General features: G+C 41.6%; 13 protein-coding genes. 7 read left to right on the top strand and 6 right to left on the bottom strand.

Annotated features, from left to right (window positions below; all coding sequences use genetic code 11):
- Positions 1 to 6 precede the first annotated feature (6 nt).
- The 4 genes from CAL7507_RS15220 (at position 7) to CAL7507_RS15200 (ending at position 2,938) form a co-directional block, all read left to right on the top strand.
- Positions 7 to 957, top strand: coding sequence for a GUN4 domain-containing protein (locus CAL7507_RS15220; protein ID WP_015129360.1), 951 nt, complete (start codon positions 7 to 9; stop codon positions 955 to 957).
- Between the two features lie 176 nt (positions 958 to 1,133).
- Positions 1,134 to 1,382, top strand: coding sequence for a hypothetical protein (locus tag CAL7507_RS15215; protein ID WP_015129359.1), 249 nt, complete (start codon positions 1,134 to 1,136; stop codon positions 1,380 to 1,382).
- Positions 1,383 to 1,704: 322 nt separating this feature from the next.
- Positions 1,705 to 2,670: a transposase gene (locus CAL7507_RS15205; protein WP_083862855.1), complete on the top strand. Its 966-nt coding sequence runs from the start codon at positions 1,705 to 1,707 to the stop codon at positions 2,668 to 2,670.
- A 13-nt stretch (positions 2,671 to 2,683) separates the two neighbouring features.
- Positions 2,684 to 2,938, top strand: a complete 255-nt coding sequence (locus CAL7507_RS15200; protein ID WP_083862900.1) for a type II toxin-antitoxin system VapC family toxin — start codon at positions 2,684 to 2,686, stop codon at positions 2,936 to 2,938.
- A gap of 364 nt (positions 2,939 to 3,302) precedes the next feature.
- Here the strand turns inward: CAL7507_RS15200 and CAL7507_RS15195 are convergent, their stop codons facing one another.
- The 3 genes from CAL7507_RS15195 to CAL7507_RS15185 all read right to left on the bottom strand — a co-directional run bounded on the left by CAL7507_RS15195 (position 3,303) and on the right by CAL7507_RS15185 (position 8,882).
- On the bottom strand, positions 3,303 to 5,900 hold the full coding sequence (locus CAL7507_RS15195) for a chloride channel protein (protein WP_015129358.1): 2,598 nt from the start codon (positions 5,898 to 5,900) through the stop codon (positions 3,303 to 3,305).
- Between the two features lie 337 nt (positions 5,901 to 6,237).
- On the bottom strand, positions 6,238 to 7,551 hold the full coding sequence (locus CAL7507_RS15190; protein ID WP_015129357.1) for a TldD/PmbA family protein: 1,314 nt from the start codon (positions 7,549 to 7,551) through the stop codon (positions 6,238 to 6,240).
- Positions 7,552 to 8,018: 467 nt separating this feature from the next.
- Entirely contained in the window at positions 8,019 to 8,882 is an 864-nt protein-coding gene (locus CAL7507_RS15185; protein ID WP_015129356.1) for a Tab2/Atab2 family RNA-binding protein, read from the bottom strand.
- Between the two features lie 324 nt (positions 8,883 to 9,206).
- Here CAL7507_RS15185 and CAL7507_RS15180 point away from each other — a divergent pair, with 324 nt between their 5' ends.
- Both CAL7507_RS15180 and CAL7507_RS15175 read left to right on the top strand, forming a co-directional pair.
- Positions 9,207 to 9,422, top strand: a complete 216-nt coding sequence (locus tag CAL7507_RS15180; protein WP_015129355.1) for a hypothetical protein — start codon at positions 9,207 to 9,209, stop codon at positions 9,420 to 9,422.
- 89 nt (positions 9,423 to 9,511) lie between these two features.
- On the top strand, positions 9,512 to 10,906 hold the full coding sequence (locus tag CAL7507_RS15175; RefSeq protein ID WP_015129354.1) for a hypothetical protein: 1,395 nt from the start codon (positions 9,512 to 9,514) through the stop codon (positions 10,904 to 10,906).
- Positions 10,907 to 10,972: 66 nt separating this feature from the next.
- On the opposite strand, the gene CAL7507_RS15170 is transcribed toward CAL7507_RS15175, so the two are convergent.
- Positions 10,973 to 11,329, bottom strand: a complete 357-nt coding sequence (locus CAL7507_RS15170; protein ID WP_015129353.1) for a hypothetical protein — start codon at positions 11,327 to 11,329, stop codon at positions 10,973 to 10,975.
- A 1,420-nt stretch (positions 11,330 to 12,749) separates the two neighbouring features.
- Here CAL7507_RS15170 and CAL7507_RS15160 point away from each other — a divergent pair.
- Complete coding sequence (locus tag CAL7507_RS15160; RefSeq protein WP_042342183.1) at positions 12,750 to 14,078, top strand: IS4 family transposase; 1,329 nt, start codon at positions 12,750 to 12,752, stop codon at positions 14,076 to 14,078.
- A 26-nt stretch (positions 14,079 to 14,104) separates the two neighbouring features.
- Here CAL7507_RS15160 and CAL7507_RS33445 read toward each other — a convergent pair whose 3' ends face one another.
- Positions 14,105 to 14,668 carry an ISAs1 family transposase gene (locus tag CAL7507_RS33445; protein ID WP_052331548.1) on the bottom strand — a complete coding sequence of 188 codons (564 nt, stop codon included), beginning with the start codon at positions 14,666 to 14,668 and terminating at the stop codon, positions 14,105 to 14,107.
- Positions 14,665 to 15,192 carry an ISAs1 family transposase gene (locus CAL7507_RS33440; RefSeq protein ID WP_042341273.1) on the bottom strand — a complete coding sequence of 176 codons (528 nt, stop codon included), beginning with the start codon at positions 15,190 to 15,192 and terminating at the stop codon, positions 14,665 to 14,667. The genes CAL7507_RS33445 and CAL7507_RS33440 overlap by 4 nt, the downstream gene beginning before the upstream one ends.
- Positions 15,193 to 16,242 lie beyond the last annotated feature (1,050 nt).

Genomic DNA, 16,242 nt, shown 5'->3' with positions numbered 1-16,242 from the left:
TGAAGAATGAATCAACCGCAATTTGATGTCTTCCTAGCTCACAATAGTTTGGATAAGCCACAAGTGAGAGTCGTAGCAGCTGCATTGAAGCTGCGCGGTCTGGAGGTGTGGATAGATGAAGAGCAAATTTCTCCTGGACAAATTTTTCAAGTTGAGATTCAAAAGGCAATTCAGAAGGTTAAAACTGCTGTTATTTTTATTGGAAAACAAGGTTTGGGTAGATGGCAAACTATAGAGTTACCGACACTTTATAGTCAGTTTATGCAGGCAGAGAATGTCACTACTGTAATTCCTGTATTGCTACCTGATGTTAAGGAAATACCAAAAGATTTACTCTTTCTTACACAGCATCATTGGGTAAGTTTTGCTAATGGAATAGATGATGTTGAAGCTTTGTACCAATTAGAGTGGGGTATAACTGGACGCAAGCCAGAGCGAAAAACACAGCCTATCTCTCAGCCGATTCAACCCGTTATTCCATCTGATGACCTCAGTTCTGAGAAGGGAGTAGACTACAGGCGATTGCGCGATTTGCTAGCAGCAGGGAAGTGGAAAGAAGCAGATGAGGAAACTCTAGTTGTCATGCTCAAGGCATCTGGCAGAGAAAAGGAAGGTTGGCTGAATGTTGAATCTATCAATAATTTTCCCTGCACTGATTTACGCACCATTGACCAACTTTGGGTAAAACACAGCAACGGGCGTTTCGGCTTTAGTGTGCAAAAGCGTATCTGGGAGAGCGTCGGGGGAACTCCAGATGCTGATTATGAAATATACCGTAAGTTTGGTGAGGCTGTGGGATGGAGAGTAAACGAAGAGTGGATTAACTACCCGAGAGAAGTAATTTTTAATACTTCAGCAGCCAAGGGACATCTCCCCTTAAAGAATTGTTTTGGGAATGATTTTTGGGATGTATTAAGAGATAATCTCTTCTCTCGTGTCGAGACTTGTGAAGTCTAACATCTAAGGCTTTGAGAGAGTTGTGAACATTTATTAAAACTGCCCTATGTACGGTGTAGCATTTAAACATAAATTCGTTACCTGGCACTGATGGCGATCGCACTATCAAGACTCTGCAGATACCTCAATGAAAGTTCAGGGTAAAATGTAAAAAGCTGAAGATTAGGAGAAAATATATGAAAATTAAAGGTATCAAACGTGGCAAAACTATAGAGATATCAGAAGCACTCAATATTCCCGATGGTACAGAGATAATAATTGATATTGAGATTATTCAGTCAATTAGCCACCAAGAAAGACTGAAAAAAATGCAGGATTTTTTATCAAATAACAAAGAAGATAGAGAGGATTTTGTGAAAACGATGGAGGAGTTTCTAAAAGAAGAGAATTTAGAGTGGGAAAGACTGTATGGACAATACTCATAGATGAGGCGATCGCTAGTGTATCTCCTAGATAGCAACATCTGTATTGCCATTATCAATGAAAATCCTCAGGTTCTGGCTCAGTTTTACTCGAAGTTTAGCCAGTGTTATATCTCAACAATAGTGATAGCTGAACTTTATAAAGGGGCATACTGTTCTCAAAAAGTTCAGGAAAATATTCGTAAAATTTAGGACTTACGCATTGACGAGGTGGTAAAATAGTGCATTGAAAAAAAGATGTCGTCTACTTTCAAGGTATCGGACAATTAGAGAAATCAGCAAACCCTCAACAGCACAATGTAATTTAGAGCATTACACCCTGTTCTTGCTATCGGAGCCAAAGCATGGAGGGTGCAGTCGGTTAGCAGAAATCTTGGGAGATGTTTCACATGATAGTGTGAACAGATTTTTGTTGAGAGAAAGATACGAGCCAAAAGATTTATTCGACATTGTCAGAGAAATAATCAATTTAGAAGGAGGTATTTTAAGCGTTGATGACACAGTAATAGAAAAGCTATACAGCGAACCAAAATACGCAGAATTAATTGGATATTTTTGGTCAGGGAAATACCATAAGGCGATTAAAGGATTAAATTTAATCACACTGTATTACAGCGACATACATGGGAATTCAGTCCCAATAAATTACAGAATATATGACAAAAAGGAGGGGAGAACCAAGAACGATTATTTCCAAGAAATGCTGATTGAAGTGATTGATTGGGGTGTAAAACCAAGACTAGTGACAGGAGATAGTTGGTACTCAGGAGTAGAAAACTTAAAGTTTTTAAGAAACCAGAAATTGGGTTTTCTATTTGGTGTTGAGAAGAACAGAACTGTATCTAATGAACCAGGAAAGTATTGCCATGTAAGCAGTTTAGAGCTTCCTGAGCAAGGGTTAGTCACGCATCTGAGAGAATTTGGATTTATCAAGTTGTTTAGGAAGGACTTCAAAAAAGAAGACTCTAGGCACTATATATTGTATCTACCAGATAAAGAAGCTCTCCAACAAATAACCAGAAGTGAATTTGTGACAATTCATGATACTCATTGGGGAATTGAAAGTTTTCATAGAGCCATCAAACAAGTATGTGGAATTTGTCGATTCATGGTTAGAGATAGCCACGCAATCAAAACACATATATTTTGCTCGCTTCAAGCATTTGTTCGTTTAGAAAAAATGCGCTCTGAAAATATCATTAACAATTGGTATGAAGTCCAAAGGAATCTATTCACAAAAGTTATTCGTGAATATGTTTTGGATAATTTGAGCGCTGTTTGTGCTGATTGAATACATAAACTAGTTGTTTCGTCAATGCGTAAGTCCTAAAATTAATCAATTTAGTAGTTTATTAACAGTAATAAATTTTGACGAAAATGCGGCTGAGGAGTTTGGTAAGATTCACGCTGAGTTAAAGCCAATAGGTAAACCAACTGGTGTATTAGATGCAGTCATCGCAGCAGTAGCTCATTCTCGTGGAGATATTTTAGTAACTAACAATACTCGTCATTTTATCAATATTTCGGCGCTGCAGTTAGAAAACTTGTTGGCTGAATAATTATAGAGAGCCTATCCTGCAAATTTCTACAAAAAAAGGCGATCGCTCTCTTCATCAAAAAAACATATTTTAATCAGCAAAATGGCAGATTGCTTCATCATTTCTTTAAAATACTTACTCAAAATGTCTAAATGCTTCCTCATTTTGCCTGTTTGCTTATTCAAACTGCGGTTTGCTTACTCATTTCAGTAGATTCAGCAAGTAAAAAGAGATATTGCTTATTCAAGCTGCGGTTTGCTTACTCATTTCAGTAGATTCAGCAAGTAAAAAGAGATATTGCTTATTCAAACTGCGGTTTGCTTACTCATTTCAGTTAACTGATAACTGATAACTGATAACTGATAACTGATAACTGATAACTGATTCAACTACTAATCGCACCCCTCACCAAAATAACTGTACTATCTACACCAGAGGCGATCGCTTCGGGAATATTACCTTGAATCGCTTGTTGCAATAATCCCTCACGAGAAGCGCCTAAAACTACTACGTCGTAACCTTCGGTTTTCACGAGGTTAATTATTCCTTGAGAAACAGAATCGGCTTTGACTGGCAGTGCAATTACAGTACTGGACAATTTGCGACGGCGGATTAGCTGGCTGATTGCTTGTTCTAAAACTGTCATATCTGGCGCTAATTCAGCAGGCTTAAACACCCGTGTGAGGCGAATTTGCGGATCATTTCCCAATGTCACCAAAGCCGGGAGTAATTTAACTGCCAATCGCGCATTTGGCCCGCCAGCCATTGGTACTAACCAACGATGGAACGAGTGTTGACTACCTAACTTTACTAATACAACCTCACAGGTAGCTTGGCGAATAATCGTATCGACAACATTGCCAAAAATCCGTCCCGGGGTAGATGTGTTACCTTTCCAACCCATTAAAATCAGGTCGATGTGTCGTTCGTTGATTGCTTCTAAAATGGCTTGGGCGACATCATGAGCTACTCTAATTTGTGTATGTATGGGAATTTTCCATTTTTTCGCCAAGACTTCTGCTTGTCGTAACAAGCGGCGGCTTTTTGCCGTTCTGACTGGGGTTTCGGACGGGGAAATGTGGCGCGATACCAGCATTATTTGTATACATTCAATTTCATAATGGCGATCGCGAGCAATTGCTGCGGCCATTTGTAAGAGGGTAGCCGCTGTTTCCGGATTCGCCACTGTGACTAATAATCTGCCTCTGCCAATATTGGGCGATCGCGTTTGATAAACTACATAAGAAGGTTCTGGACGTAGACCTGGGGTAGCATTTTCACCATTCAGATGATCTGCTTCGGCACGAATAATATCTGCGCGGGTAATAATTCCAATTAATTTTCGCCTTTCTACGACTGGTAAGCGACTAATTTGATAGCGATCGAGCAAATATAGTACATTACTCAAATTGTGGATTGGTGTCACCGTCACGGGACTGCTGGTCATAATTTCCCGTAAGGCGGTATCGTTGTCTAGGTTGCGTTCACGCATTTTCAGTAAATCTGATTGCGTCACAATCCCCACTAGTTTGTTGTCTTCCACTACTGGGAAGCCGCGATGATGGGAACGGGCAAATGCAAGTCTTGCTTCATCTATAGTCATCTCTGCATCTAGAGTTTCTACCCGTTGCTGCATTACATCTCTAGCAGTTAATTTTGCTAATATTCCCTCTACAGATACTTCTTGGGTGAGGTTGATGCCATTTAAGAGCAAAAGTTTTTCATACAGCGAACCTGGAACCACCTTCTCCGCTATCAAATAAGATGTCACAGAAACAATCATCAAAGGTAATACTAGATTGAAATCTGTAGTCATCTCGAACACAATCACAATGGCTGTAATTGGCACTTTAGAAACGGCACTAAAAAATCCCCCCATTCCGGCTAAAGCGTAGGTTGCAGGGGAACTATCTCCCAAGATGTGGCCTTCACCAATACCTACCAAACAACCTAGAGTAGAACCCAAAATGAGACTGGGAGCAAATAGTCCCCCTGGTGCGCCGGAACCAAATGCTAAAAGAGTGAGAATAAACTGAGCGACAAAAGCGATCGCTACTAAAGAAGCGTTAGCTTCACCAGTAATCACATACTCCCTTAAACCTGTATTATCACGGAAAGATTCGGGGAGTATAGCCACAATCATACCGGAAACTAAACCAGCTAACGCCACCCGCAGCGGTAAACTGACGTGTAATCGGCGATAAGTTTTGATACTGAAAACTAGTCCCAAATTAAACAATGCACCCAGCAAACCCGCCAAGATTCCCAATAACAGAAAAAAGGGGATTTCTGGAATTGAGAATTGACTAGAAGACTGTACCAATTTCAGATTCAGGTCTAAACTACCACCACCCAATAACCGGGATATTACCCCGCCAATAAATGAGGCGATGATGGCGGTTCCCAGAGTTAGCCCTGATAAATCGTGGAGTAATTCCTCAACGATAAATAATACACCGGCAATTGGGGCATTAAACGCCGCTGCCAAACCAGCACCTGCACCCGCAGCAATCATTTGTCGTCGATGATCTGGGGAGGTGGGCACCCAGCGACTCAACCCTGCTGCTAAACCTGCCCCGACATGAACTGTGGGGCCTTGCCGTCCGAGGGTAAGCCCAGAACCTAGGGTAATAATGGCACTAAGTAATTTGATCAATGCCACACGCCAGGATAGGTTAACTGGCACATTGGCAAGAGAAGCTTTGACTTGAGGGATACCACTACCAGCTGCTTCTGGTGCAAACCGCTGCACCAGCCAACCCGCCAAGAACCCAAAGCTCATACCAACTAAAGGGAGAGCAACCCATGCTGGTAAAAAATGGGTACTATGGACTCGCCAAGTTCCCAACCATCCCGATCCTACTTTTAAGAACACCGCCGAGAGGGCAGCCACAAGACCGATGATCGAAGCTTCTGCGATCGCTAAACCTCTTCTAGGCTGCCACAAACTGCGAAAGCGCTGAGTCAGAACAGGAAGCGACATAAAAGATTTTAAATTTAAAATTTATTTAAAAAAGAAAATAGTTGTCTGAGTTGAGACAAGCCTTCTTTGATGATTATTTTTGGCTGTCACAGGCGAAATAATACCAATTCAAATAATGTTTGCAACACATGGATTGTCTTGAAGGGCGGGGAAACCCCACCCCTACGATTTATCCGGCGCATTTTTTTAGCAACTGCGCTTAACCGAACGGTATTGAATGACATCTTACATTCAATTGCGTCTATTTACTGAAGCTAATTTTGATGATAACAAGTTGGAAATTCCCCTTGTGTCAAACCTCTGACTGAAACAGTGATAAAAGTTAACTGTTCACTGTTCACTGATTACGACTGGTGGTGGATAGTCCTTCCACTATCAAAGAAGGAGTATAACAAGAACCATTCCAATCAGCATCACCACCTAGACTCACTAATTGTTTAAGGGCTGAATAAATATTGCCAGCCACCATCGTATCTTTAATACGGCCAGTAACTGTGCCATTTTGCACACGATAGCCCAAATCAATATTGATCGAAAAATCTCCAGAGATTCCATTGCCACCACCCAGCATTTGATCCACAATTAGCCCATCATCCATCTGTTCAATCAAATCTGGTAGTGATGCGGAACTGGGTTGGATCAAAAAATTAAATAACCCAGGTGTGGGATAGCTACTCAAGCTGGGGCGAAAACCGTTTCCAGTAGTGCTAATACCCAGTTGGCTTCCGGTAGTGCGATCGCAATAAAAATGCTCTAAAATTCCGTTTTGGATAAATACCAAAGCAGTGGTAGAACAGCCTTCATCATCAAAAGGGCAACTGTAAGGGCCAGCTTCCGGATCTTGATAAACAGTGAGACTGGGGGAGACTACTAGTTTACCCAGACGGTCTGCCCAAGGGGAAGCTTTTTCTAGCACATGCTTACCATTCAAAGCTGCTTGGATAGTAGTCCAAAGCATATCAGCTGCTTTGGATGTGAATAAAATTGGCACACGCCCACTAGGGGGGACGACATTTTCTCTAGACCAAATTAACCGCTGTAAAATTTGTTGAGCTAGTTTCTCAGGCTGCAATTCATCCCTTTGGGTTTGACCATCCGAAACACTCAAAAAATCATCTCCCCGTACCCATTCGGCTGACATATAGCAGCTAAGAGTAGTATCGGTGTAGTGGCAATCTAAACCTTGGGTATTGACAAGCCTAGTGTTTTCAACATCACATTCCCAATCACTATTACAGAGTACATCGGGATAAGCATCTTTAATCAGAGCGATCGCCTCTTTGCCCCAGTTGATCAACACCTCGATCGGCACACTTTCCCCCAAGTCAGGGTAAGACGGCTGAAAATTACTGACTAAATCCACCGATTCAGGTTGATTTAGTTGACTTAAAGCCAGCGATCGCTCTACCATTGCTTGCGCTTGCACAGCCCCATAAGCCACTGTTAGCCCTGGACGACCATTTCGCCACAACCGCAATGCTGTACCCTCAGACTGGCTAGTTTCCAGTTGCTTGAGTCGGTTGGCCTCAAAAAATACTGGTCGAGAAAGCGATCGCGACTGATACACCTCAGCAGCTTCTGCTCCAGATTTAATCGCTAATTCCAGCAACTGTTCTGCTAGTGTATCTTGTGACAAATTTTCAGAAACCATGACCCTTGGTGAATTGTGGATTTTGGATCTTGAACCACAGATGGACGCAGTTAATTATCCCAAATCATTGACCTTTAATCCCATGTATTAGTCATTAGTCATTGGTCAAGGGTCAAGAGTCAGGAGTCAAGAGTCATTTCTTCTTTCTCCCTCATCTCCCTCATCTCCCTCATCTCCAGTCTAGTAGTCTGTAAGGGTTGAAATGAGGGACTGTAGTGTGAGCGTCTCGCTCACGCGGGCTTTTCGGCCCGCACTACCAAAAACCCCTCAAAACAAAATTGACAAACCACTAGGCTGTTGACTTTGTACGAAATTAGCTAAAAAATATCATGCAATTTTTGTGTTTACCGTAGGGGCATCGGCACTGCCGTGCCCTGATGAGAACGTTAACTACGACTATTATTTTGGATGATGCATTTTGGGCTGAAAACCCTCAGAGTCAATAGCCTACCCCCAGTCCCCAGTCCCTATGGCAAATTGACCTCTTGCAACAGCCAAAACCCTGCAAAAGATTGTGCTTGAGGATTAGATTGCACACCAATAAAATGTACTCCGTTCGCTTTTTGCTTAGATGCTTCAAACCCTTCAGCTTCTGATAGAGTTTGCGGGTTTTTGATATTTGCCAAAATCCAACTTTCTGTCACACCAGTTTCCAACAGCAATCTTGCTCCTTGGCTGGTGTCAAATCTCAAGAAAGCTAACTCTAAACCAGACATCCAGCCTGCTAAAGGTAACGCTCTGGGTGAGAAAATTAATACTCCAGGAATACGCGTTTCTGGGGTTATTTTGGCAAAATCTAAAGGGAAAGATTCACCAAAGCCAATTTCCCACTCTGGCATCTCTGCAAAATCTCCAGCCTCTAAAGTCACAAATGCCCACTGCTGTCCTTCTAAAGCATCTGGTAAGCGTTGGGGTAAAGGTCTTTCCAGGCGCACCGAAGCATTAGCCCCCCCTTGATATCCCGGTTCTTGAGGATACACCTCTTCCATCCGCTGCTGAAGCCATTGATTCAGAACTAAAGTCCGGCGGCTAGGTTGAGCCGGAATCCCCACATCCTCGCAGGCTTTAGTAATCATGTTATTCATTTGGCGACGGAAAAAGCGGATTTTGATTGGTGCTTCTCCCGCTGTGGTAATTGCCTCCTGTAACGCTGTCCGCAACCAGCCGGAATTTACCTGAGTACTGGAACAATATTGAGCGTAACGAAATAAAGAATCTGTTTTCGTGCGGATATCTGAAGGACTTTCGCAGACTAAGACTTCCCAAACTTTTTTCTGTTTTTCGTCCAGAATTGGACGGGAGTAAAAATCGAGTTCCCAAATACTGCCCATGTTTTACGGTGAAAATCTGGCGACTTCATGTTTCTCTGATAATTTCACTCTACCAAGGTTCTTGACACTCCCCACGACTAAAGTGGGAGACGCTTCGCACATCCCGACATATCGTCTACACCCTATAAGGGTGGGGCTACTGATACAAAGCCTGCCGTTGCAGGCTAGAGAATGTCAAGGAATCAATATGTGTCTCTTGGTAGTTTAGTCAAGTTACTGAAATATTTATTAATATAGATATAAGTTCAGCGTCAGGAGTCAGCAAAAGCTCTTACGGGGATTTCTCATCAATGACCAGATTCGTCACCAACGGAGCAGAAAACCGTGAACGACAAGCAACCCTCAGACTCTAAAGAATTTCTAGGAAATTTCAAGAATGGGATTTGGCTATTTGGCCTCTCATCTTGGCTATTTGGCATCACCGATCGCAGTATCGCTTCATTTGCAGATGGCTATCTGTCTGCTTTGGATATAGCGCAACTATTTACAGCCGCAACATTTTTTGTAGCTTGGATATTTTTGAAACCAGCAAGAGCGTAAGTAATTTTTGACAAATGACAAATAATCTGGTTAGAAACTTTTGTAAGATCACATTGGTCTAAGTGTGCAAATTAACTAAATATTGACCAATGTCTCCTACTGCTCAGGGTATTCCTGGATTACCAGATTTGACACATCCTCATGAGTTAGTGCAATTTGGCACTCAAATACTCAAAGGTTCACTGTTATTTGTATTTTTAGTGATAGCGTTAGGAGTGGCGATCGCTCTCATAAGTTTTTCTCTCCGTCGCCAGACAACAGAACAAGCTGTTTTCTTTGGTGAATGGGCGATTCGTTATTCTCAACTATTGCAGGGATTACAGCATTTAGCGCTGATATTAGTTCTGTTAGTTACGGGATTTTTTCTTTGTTCAACTTTGAGCAATCGCTATCACCATTGGGAACAGGCGATGGTGGCTCAAGTGGTTGAAAGCGTTGCTGGTGATAAGTTAGAACAGACTGCGCCCCAGGTGCGCTATGTGACTCAAGAGCCATACACTTACAACACCCAAGTTAAAGGTAAAATCGTTACAGTCAAGGCGACACAACCAGTCACTCGATTTATGAACCTGACTGGCTCCCAAATTCAAGTCAAGCTTGACCAAAGTGTAGATGTTAAAGGTCGTAGTACTATTTATGACGTAGATTACGCTGCTGATTACAAAGTTGTTAACCAGCTAAAAGATATTAGTAGTTTTTTCTTTGAAGCACCGCCACCTAACGGCTCCTCAGTCATAGAGGGTTATAAAGTAGAACGTGAAGGAAATAGACTACAACAGACTAACCCTGGTGACTACGGCTTTCCTTTTCGCTTGGAACCAGGACAAGAAACCACTTTTCGAGTCACCTATAAAGCACAATCAGGGCCACGCTGGGTTTATAGCGCTGCGGGACAGTTCCTCTCAAAATTTCGCCTGATAGCAACTGCTAACTTTAGTCCTGTGGAATTTGCTAGTGGCATTAAACCTAAAAACACTAAAGTTGAAGGCAACAGCACCCAATTCACTTGGACATATGATGACAATGTTTCTGTGAAAAATCCCTTTGGTGTATTTACCAACACTAAGCCAATTCGTAACACCGGGATTATTCCCCGTTTATTATTGTTAGCCCCCGCCGTATTTTTGTGGTGGATATTGTTGTTATATTTATCTCTACCAATGAGCCTGAAAAATGTAGCGATCGCCGGAGGTATTTTCTTCGCTTGTCTGCTGACTTTGACTTACCTGGGGCGATTAATTAATGCTCAGTTGGTTTGGGTGATGATATCCCTAATATTAGTAGCTTTAGCGTGGGGTTTGGGGTCAAACCGTCGTGCTTCTATTGGGGCGATAGTTTGCACCATTACCGGCGCAGTGCTACCTGTTTTCGGATTATTAGTACCATTGAGCGGTCTTACCCTCAGTTTAGCGGCTTTGCTCTCAGTTGTTTGGCTCGCAATTCGTCACTGGTACGACTCATATAGTTTGCAACAACAACGCTAAAACAGAAATACCCGACTTTTTTGAAAAGTCGGGTATCTTTAAATTTCAATTTTCACAAAACTTGGGTTAGTTTGATGAATCAGAAGAGAATGCTGTATCGCGGGAGAATGATGTCAATTGCGACTCAACAGCGCTGAGATAGTCTTGATCATTCAAAACCTCTGCTGGTAACTTGTTAGCTTTGACCGCAGCCTGAACCACATCATTAGCAGTCAAGCTACCTTTTTGGTATTCAAATACTAAAGCACTCGCACTAGGTATGCCCTGATCTTGTAGGTATCCTTGATAAGCCAGAAAAGCAACATTAAAAGGTTTGAGGTAGTTGCTAGTATTGTTAGTACCTGTTTGAGCCGCAGCAATTCCAGGTAAGAGAGCAATAGAAGCACAAACAATTACAGAATTGATCAACATTGTCAGTTTCATAAATATATCCTCAGCTAATATGGGCGGTGTTTGGTTTTTTCTGGTGATAGAGACTCTGGGCTGATCAGTCTCGACTTCTTACAACCAGGTTATCGGAACGGTTGGTTTATCCTTCAACCCTGAGAGTGAGTTAATGGAGTACCAAAAAAGTAAATTGCAACTACAGCATTTTGCAGATAAACGAAGTACATATTTGTGCCCTTGCAATAATCTGTATTTCATGAGGTTGCAATCTGCTGTATCTTAGAGAAACAACAACATGGTAGCGAAATATTTCGCAAATTTCCTAAATCTTTGAAGGAGATTAAACCCACGTAATCCCCAGGTATTTGGAGCCATTTAAAAGTCGTTTAAACCCATCATTTGATATGCAATAAAAGCAGTATCAAAGGGTTGGAGATAATTCCTAGTCGTGGATTTTTTCCCTAAAGCGTCTGGTTCCTTAACATTGTTGTTAATAATTCTTCGCTTTCTAAGAATTTTAGGTACTAAATCAAGAGATACAATATTATTTGCAGCATTTTTCAAGATTATTAGGAACATAGAGTTATCCTCCACTAGAGTAGACACTATTACTGTGTCTCAAAGAGAAATCCATCTTTTCATCAACCTCAAACTCCTACGTTTGTCCACCAGAAAGGTTGATTGTTTACTCATGTCAACGGGTGAGCCAAATGTATTAGACTTTGATAAGTCGAGAATTTATCGAAGTTTAGCTAACCAAAATTTAGGAAAATCAGAAGTATGTGCGATCAAATCATTTATTCGCTCAAAACATCAGAAAGCAAACTTTTATCTCAGGAGAGTTATGGTTTTTTCTTAGCCATATTCTTTTACTGTAGGCAAGAAACCGTAATTCAGTTTGGTAATGCTTAATCAACTTCGTATATTAGTATTTTATAAACTTTAACTCCGAGGAGCAAATGGTTTTGATTCTTAAATCGATAACTAAAAATTATTAATCATAAAGTATGTTATAATTATGTGTCTAAGATATATTTAATCAAGCAATATATATCGGCTAATAATATTTGGTAATTCAACAAAATTAAAAGATAAAATTTCACTTAGTGAGTGAATTTTTAACAAAAATCTACCCATCATTTCAATAATAGTTTGTTGAGTAATACCAATTCACGAAAATACTGATACAGACAGATTTCTCGTAGGGGCACGGTGATGCCCACGGGTGTCAACTTAAGCTCAAACGCTTACTCCATATATGTTTTACCCCACCCCTCAATCCCCTCCCCTTGCTAAGGCTACGGTGTACACACAAGTGCTAGTAAACTACTAGGGGAAGGAGTTGTGGGGAGTAAAAGGTGGTGGAAAATCCAATAATGATTCACGCTCAACAGTGGGATGGAATTGCTTTTGGCGACCCAAGGTTGATAAAAAGGGGGCAGCATTGTACCAAGCAATGGAAAAACATCAATCAGTCAGCATTCGCCAAATAAGTAGAAATAGAGCAGAACAGGTGGGGTACTACCGCTTTTTGTCGAATGAGAATGTGACAATAGGGGAATTAGTCGGCAGCCTATCAGACCACTGTGTATCACAGGTAGAAGACAAGCATATATTAGCCATCAGTGATAGTAGCGAAATTAACTTGCAGTCTCATGTTGGTAGGTTGAAAGCAGAGGGTCTAGGTGTAGTCGGAAACAACACAGACGTAGGGTTTTATATTCATCCAACTTTAGTATTGGATGCAGAGAATGGATTTCCATTGGGATTAAGCACAGTACAACTGTGGACGCGAGAGATAGACCATGCCGATAAGCATGAACGAAATTACAAAAAGTTACCGATAGAGGAAAAAGAATCATACAAATGGCTGCGTTCAGCCGATGAAACCCAAAGATGTTTAAGTATTGGTAATGCCAAAATGGTGACTCATATCGCCGATAGAGAAAGCGATATGTATGAAGAATTTACGACCGTACCAAATCGCAAAAATCACGTGTTGGTCAGAGCGCGCATTGACCGTCGCCTCATAGGAAAGACCCAATCGCTGTATGCGTATTTAAACCAACAACCTAGCGAGGGGACTTATACCGTGGATGTTCCAGCAGATTCACGTATTGGTAGAACCGCAAGAGAGGCATTATTAATTGTGCGCTGTGCGCTGGTAAAAATTCAACGTCCAGAGAAATTGAGTGCCAAAGATTATCCCCCTAGTGTAACGCTTTACGCCGTGGAAGCTGTGGAAGTCAACCCACCTGCGGGTACGGAACCGATTCATTGGCGATTGTTGACCACCCACCAAGTTGTTTGTCTAGAACAAGCACTACAAATCATTAGATGGTACACATGGAGATGGCGAATTGAACAACTATTTGCCATCCTCAAAACTGCTGGTTTAAATCTCGAAGCTACTCAGCTTGAGTCCATTGCTGCCATTAAGCGACTGAGTGTTTTAGCTTTGTCAGTAGCTGTGCGAATTTTACAAATGATTCAGGGACGGGATAATCCTGAGTTGTCTGCAAATCTAGCTTTTTCGGATGAGCAACAGCAATGTTTATCTACTCTTGCACCAACTGTAGAAGGTCACACTCCACGTCAACAAAATCCCTATCCTCCTCATTCCTTACCTTGGGCTACCTGGATTATTGCTCGTCTTGGTGGTTGGTCTGGTTACAAGTCTCAAAAACCTCCAGGAATTACTACTTTGACTCGGGGGCTTAAGCAGTTTGAATCCACCTTTTTTGGCTGGAAACTCGCTCTGGGTCTACTTGTGTGTACACCGTAGCCTTGCTAAGGGGAGGCAGGGTGGTTTCATACAAAGAAAGAAAAAACTTTATGCAGTTGGTTGGAGAGGACACGTTGTGCTTGAGGAATAGTTCGGAAACCGAGTGTGCGGGAGATCGTTATGAAAAAGTTGTGTAGGATAGACCAATTCACAGGGGCATTGCCACCACGCCGTGGTGGAAAGTCTTCTTTGAATGTCACATCTCTTACCCAGTGCAGTCGATTTTCGATGCCCCAATGGCCTTGAATGTCGGCAAGTAACTGTTGAGCTTCGAGATATTGACTACAGATATAGAATTGATCCTCGTAGAATGGCTGACCATTGCGCTCACCCTGACGCTCAACAACAACAAAAGTTTTGAGTCCAGACCATTTTTTTTGAATTTGTTCGGGGGCGGCAAAAACCTTGCACTCACGTTGGACTTTTCGTGAATGAACATTCTCTACGGTTGTGGCACTGCTGAGTGGAGTATCCTGTTGTGATTGAGTTTGAGCCATTTTATAGAGTGTCGGTTGATTTTCTTTTAATCCAATCAGGTAGTCATTGCCACTATTGATGATTAGCGATACAGTTTTTTTTGGCAGTGTCAAGCATCAAGGGTAAAAAGGACTTGTTGACCACAAAACTCGGAGATTAATTGTTGTACGATCGCTACTTCACTAATTTTTTTGTTTGACATTGGTTGCATCCTGAGTACAATGCCCCGTTGATGACTATAAACTGATACTGTACTGATAAAGTTTTGATAGGACTGACTGTAATCTGTAACTGTGCAACGAATACCTTTGCCATCAATCGCCAGTCTCTCTCCTGGCATTGGTGGAACAAAAACTGATGCCCAATTATTAAATAAGTCGGTGAATGGCTGAAAATCTACTGTTTTCAGTACTCGTCTGAATGTTGAGTAGGATGGAAACTTGATTGTCTCATCTAGGTTTAACAGTTCAATCAAGTCTTGCCTGTGTACTTTGGTAAAATCTTCCAGTGGTCGGTAGCCCCAATACCCAGTCATTGCTCCTAGCAATATCAGCAATAATACTAACCATAATTCATGTCTTCGTCCCCGGATGTGCCGATAGTCTGGGACTTCCTGCAATTGTTCCACGAGATTCATATTTTTTATCTATCCATTTTTATCCACCCTCTACAAATCATTATTATTTTTCTTTCTTTGTATGAAACCACCCTGGCTTGCTAAGGGGAGGGGAGGTTTTGCGTCAGCAAAGCCGGGGCGGGATGAGGCGGATTGTGATGATAAGTGAGTGAATTCAAGATCAAGTCTTGACAAGGGTTTCACGTTAAGTTGACACCAATGGGTGATGCCGTGCCCTGACTAACGCATCTGTATCATTATTAAAGTGAAATGGTATAAGACAGTTGTTTTAGATTCTTAATTATCAAATTACAGATTTTCGCATCTGTGCAAAAATTATTTTTTATCAGAATATAGGAATCCGATTTAATTATTGAGAAAATCTAAATAGAAGAGGGAATGGGTGAGGTTGTGTTCTGTATTTCATCCGCCTGGGAACCGCTGTGGAGACTCTTAACAGGGAACGGAAAAACAATGTGAATTGCCTGTGGGGAGAGATTTATCGCTTTTTAGAGGCGCTGAAGTGCCTACTACAAACAGGTCAGTTAAGAGGATGTTTGAAAAGGGTCTACTACTCTTTCGAAGATACAAGGTTGGGTTTCGTTCCTCAACCCAACACCTCAAAGTTTTGTGGATGTTGGGCTTCACTTCGTTCTACCCAACCTACGCATCTGTCGCATTCTTCTAGGACTTACGAACTGTACAAATTAATTATTGTATGCATTAACCAAAATTAGAAATTTCCGGCTTTGATCAATACTTTGATGGTAAATAGATCCGCGCTATGGAGGGTTTAGCAGTGCTAAACCCCTACGAAAGATGTGTTTTGTTTATCACTCATATTTTGCATTTCCTGTCAATGCGTAAGTCCTATCTTCTAGCCCTTTCAAGGTGGTGAAATTCGGAACGAAAATTGGTTATTTCAACCTTTAAAAATCCCAAAATCTGAGCGGATAACTTAGGATGATCACACTAAAGCAACGTATCTTCGTTTGTCACCTTGAAAGGGCTAGTCCTATCTTCTTTTAAATTGGCATAACATCTCAGTATGTACCCAAAATCCTAGATTCT

Origin of the sequence: Calothrix sp. PCC 7507 (assembly GCF_000316575.1) — a bacterium.
In the GTDB taxonomy this organism is placed as follows: Bacteria; Cyanobacteriota; Cyanobacteriia; order Cyanobacteriales; family Nostocaceae; genus Fortiea.
Note: the sequence above shows the minus strand (reverse complement) of the source record. Positions and strands in the feature narration are given on the sequence as shown.

Excerpts from the sequence above, each read along its gene's own strand:
- CAL7507_RS15220 (WP_015129360.1), top strand. The coding sequence starts at position 7 with ATGAATCAACCGCAATTTGATGTCTTCCTAGCTCACAATAGTTTGGAT.
- CAL7507_RS15215 (WP_015129359.1), top strand. The coding sequence starts at position 1,134 with ATGAAAATTAAAGGTATCAAACGTGGCAAAACTATAGAGATATCAGAA.
- CAL7507_RS15195 (WP_015129358.1), bottom strand. The coding sequence starts at position 5,900 with ATGTCGCTTCCTGTTCTGACTCAGCGCTTTCGCAGTTTGTGGCAGCCT.
- CAL7507_RS15190 (WP_015129357.1), bottom strand. The coding sequence starts at position 7,551 with ATGGTTTCTGAAAATTTGTCACAAGATACACTAGCAGAACAGTTGCTG.
- CAL7507_RS15185 (WP_015129356.1), bottom strand. The coding sequence starts at position 8,882 with ATGGGCAGTATTTGGGAACTCGATTTTTACTCCCGTCCAATTCTGGAC.
- CAL7507_RS15175 (WP_015129354.1), top strand. The coding sequence starts at position 9,512 with ATGTCTCCTACTGCTCAGGGTATTCCTGGATTACCAGATTTGACACAT.
- CAL7507_RS15170 (WP_015129353.1), bottom strand. The coding sequence starts at position 11,329 with ATGAAACTGACAATGTTGATCAATTCTGTAATTGTTTGTGCTTCTATT.
- CAL7507_RS15160 (WP_042342183.1), top strand. The coding sequence starts at position 12,750 with ATGGAAAAACATCAATCAGTCAGCATTCGCCAAATAAGTAGAAATAGA.
- CAL7507_RS33440 (WP_042341273.1), bottom strand. The coding sequence starts at position 15,192 with ATGAATCTCGTGGAACAATTGCAGGAAGTCCCAGACTATCGGCACATC.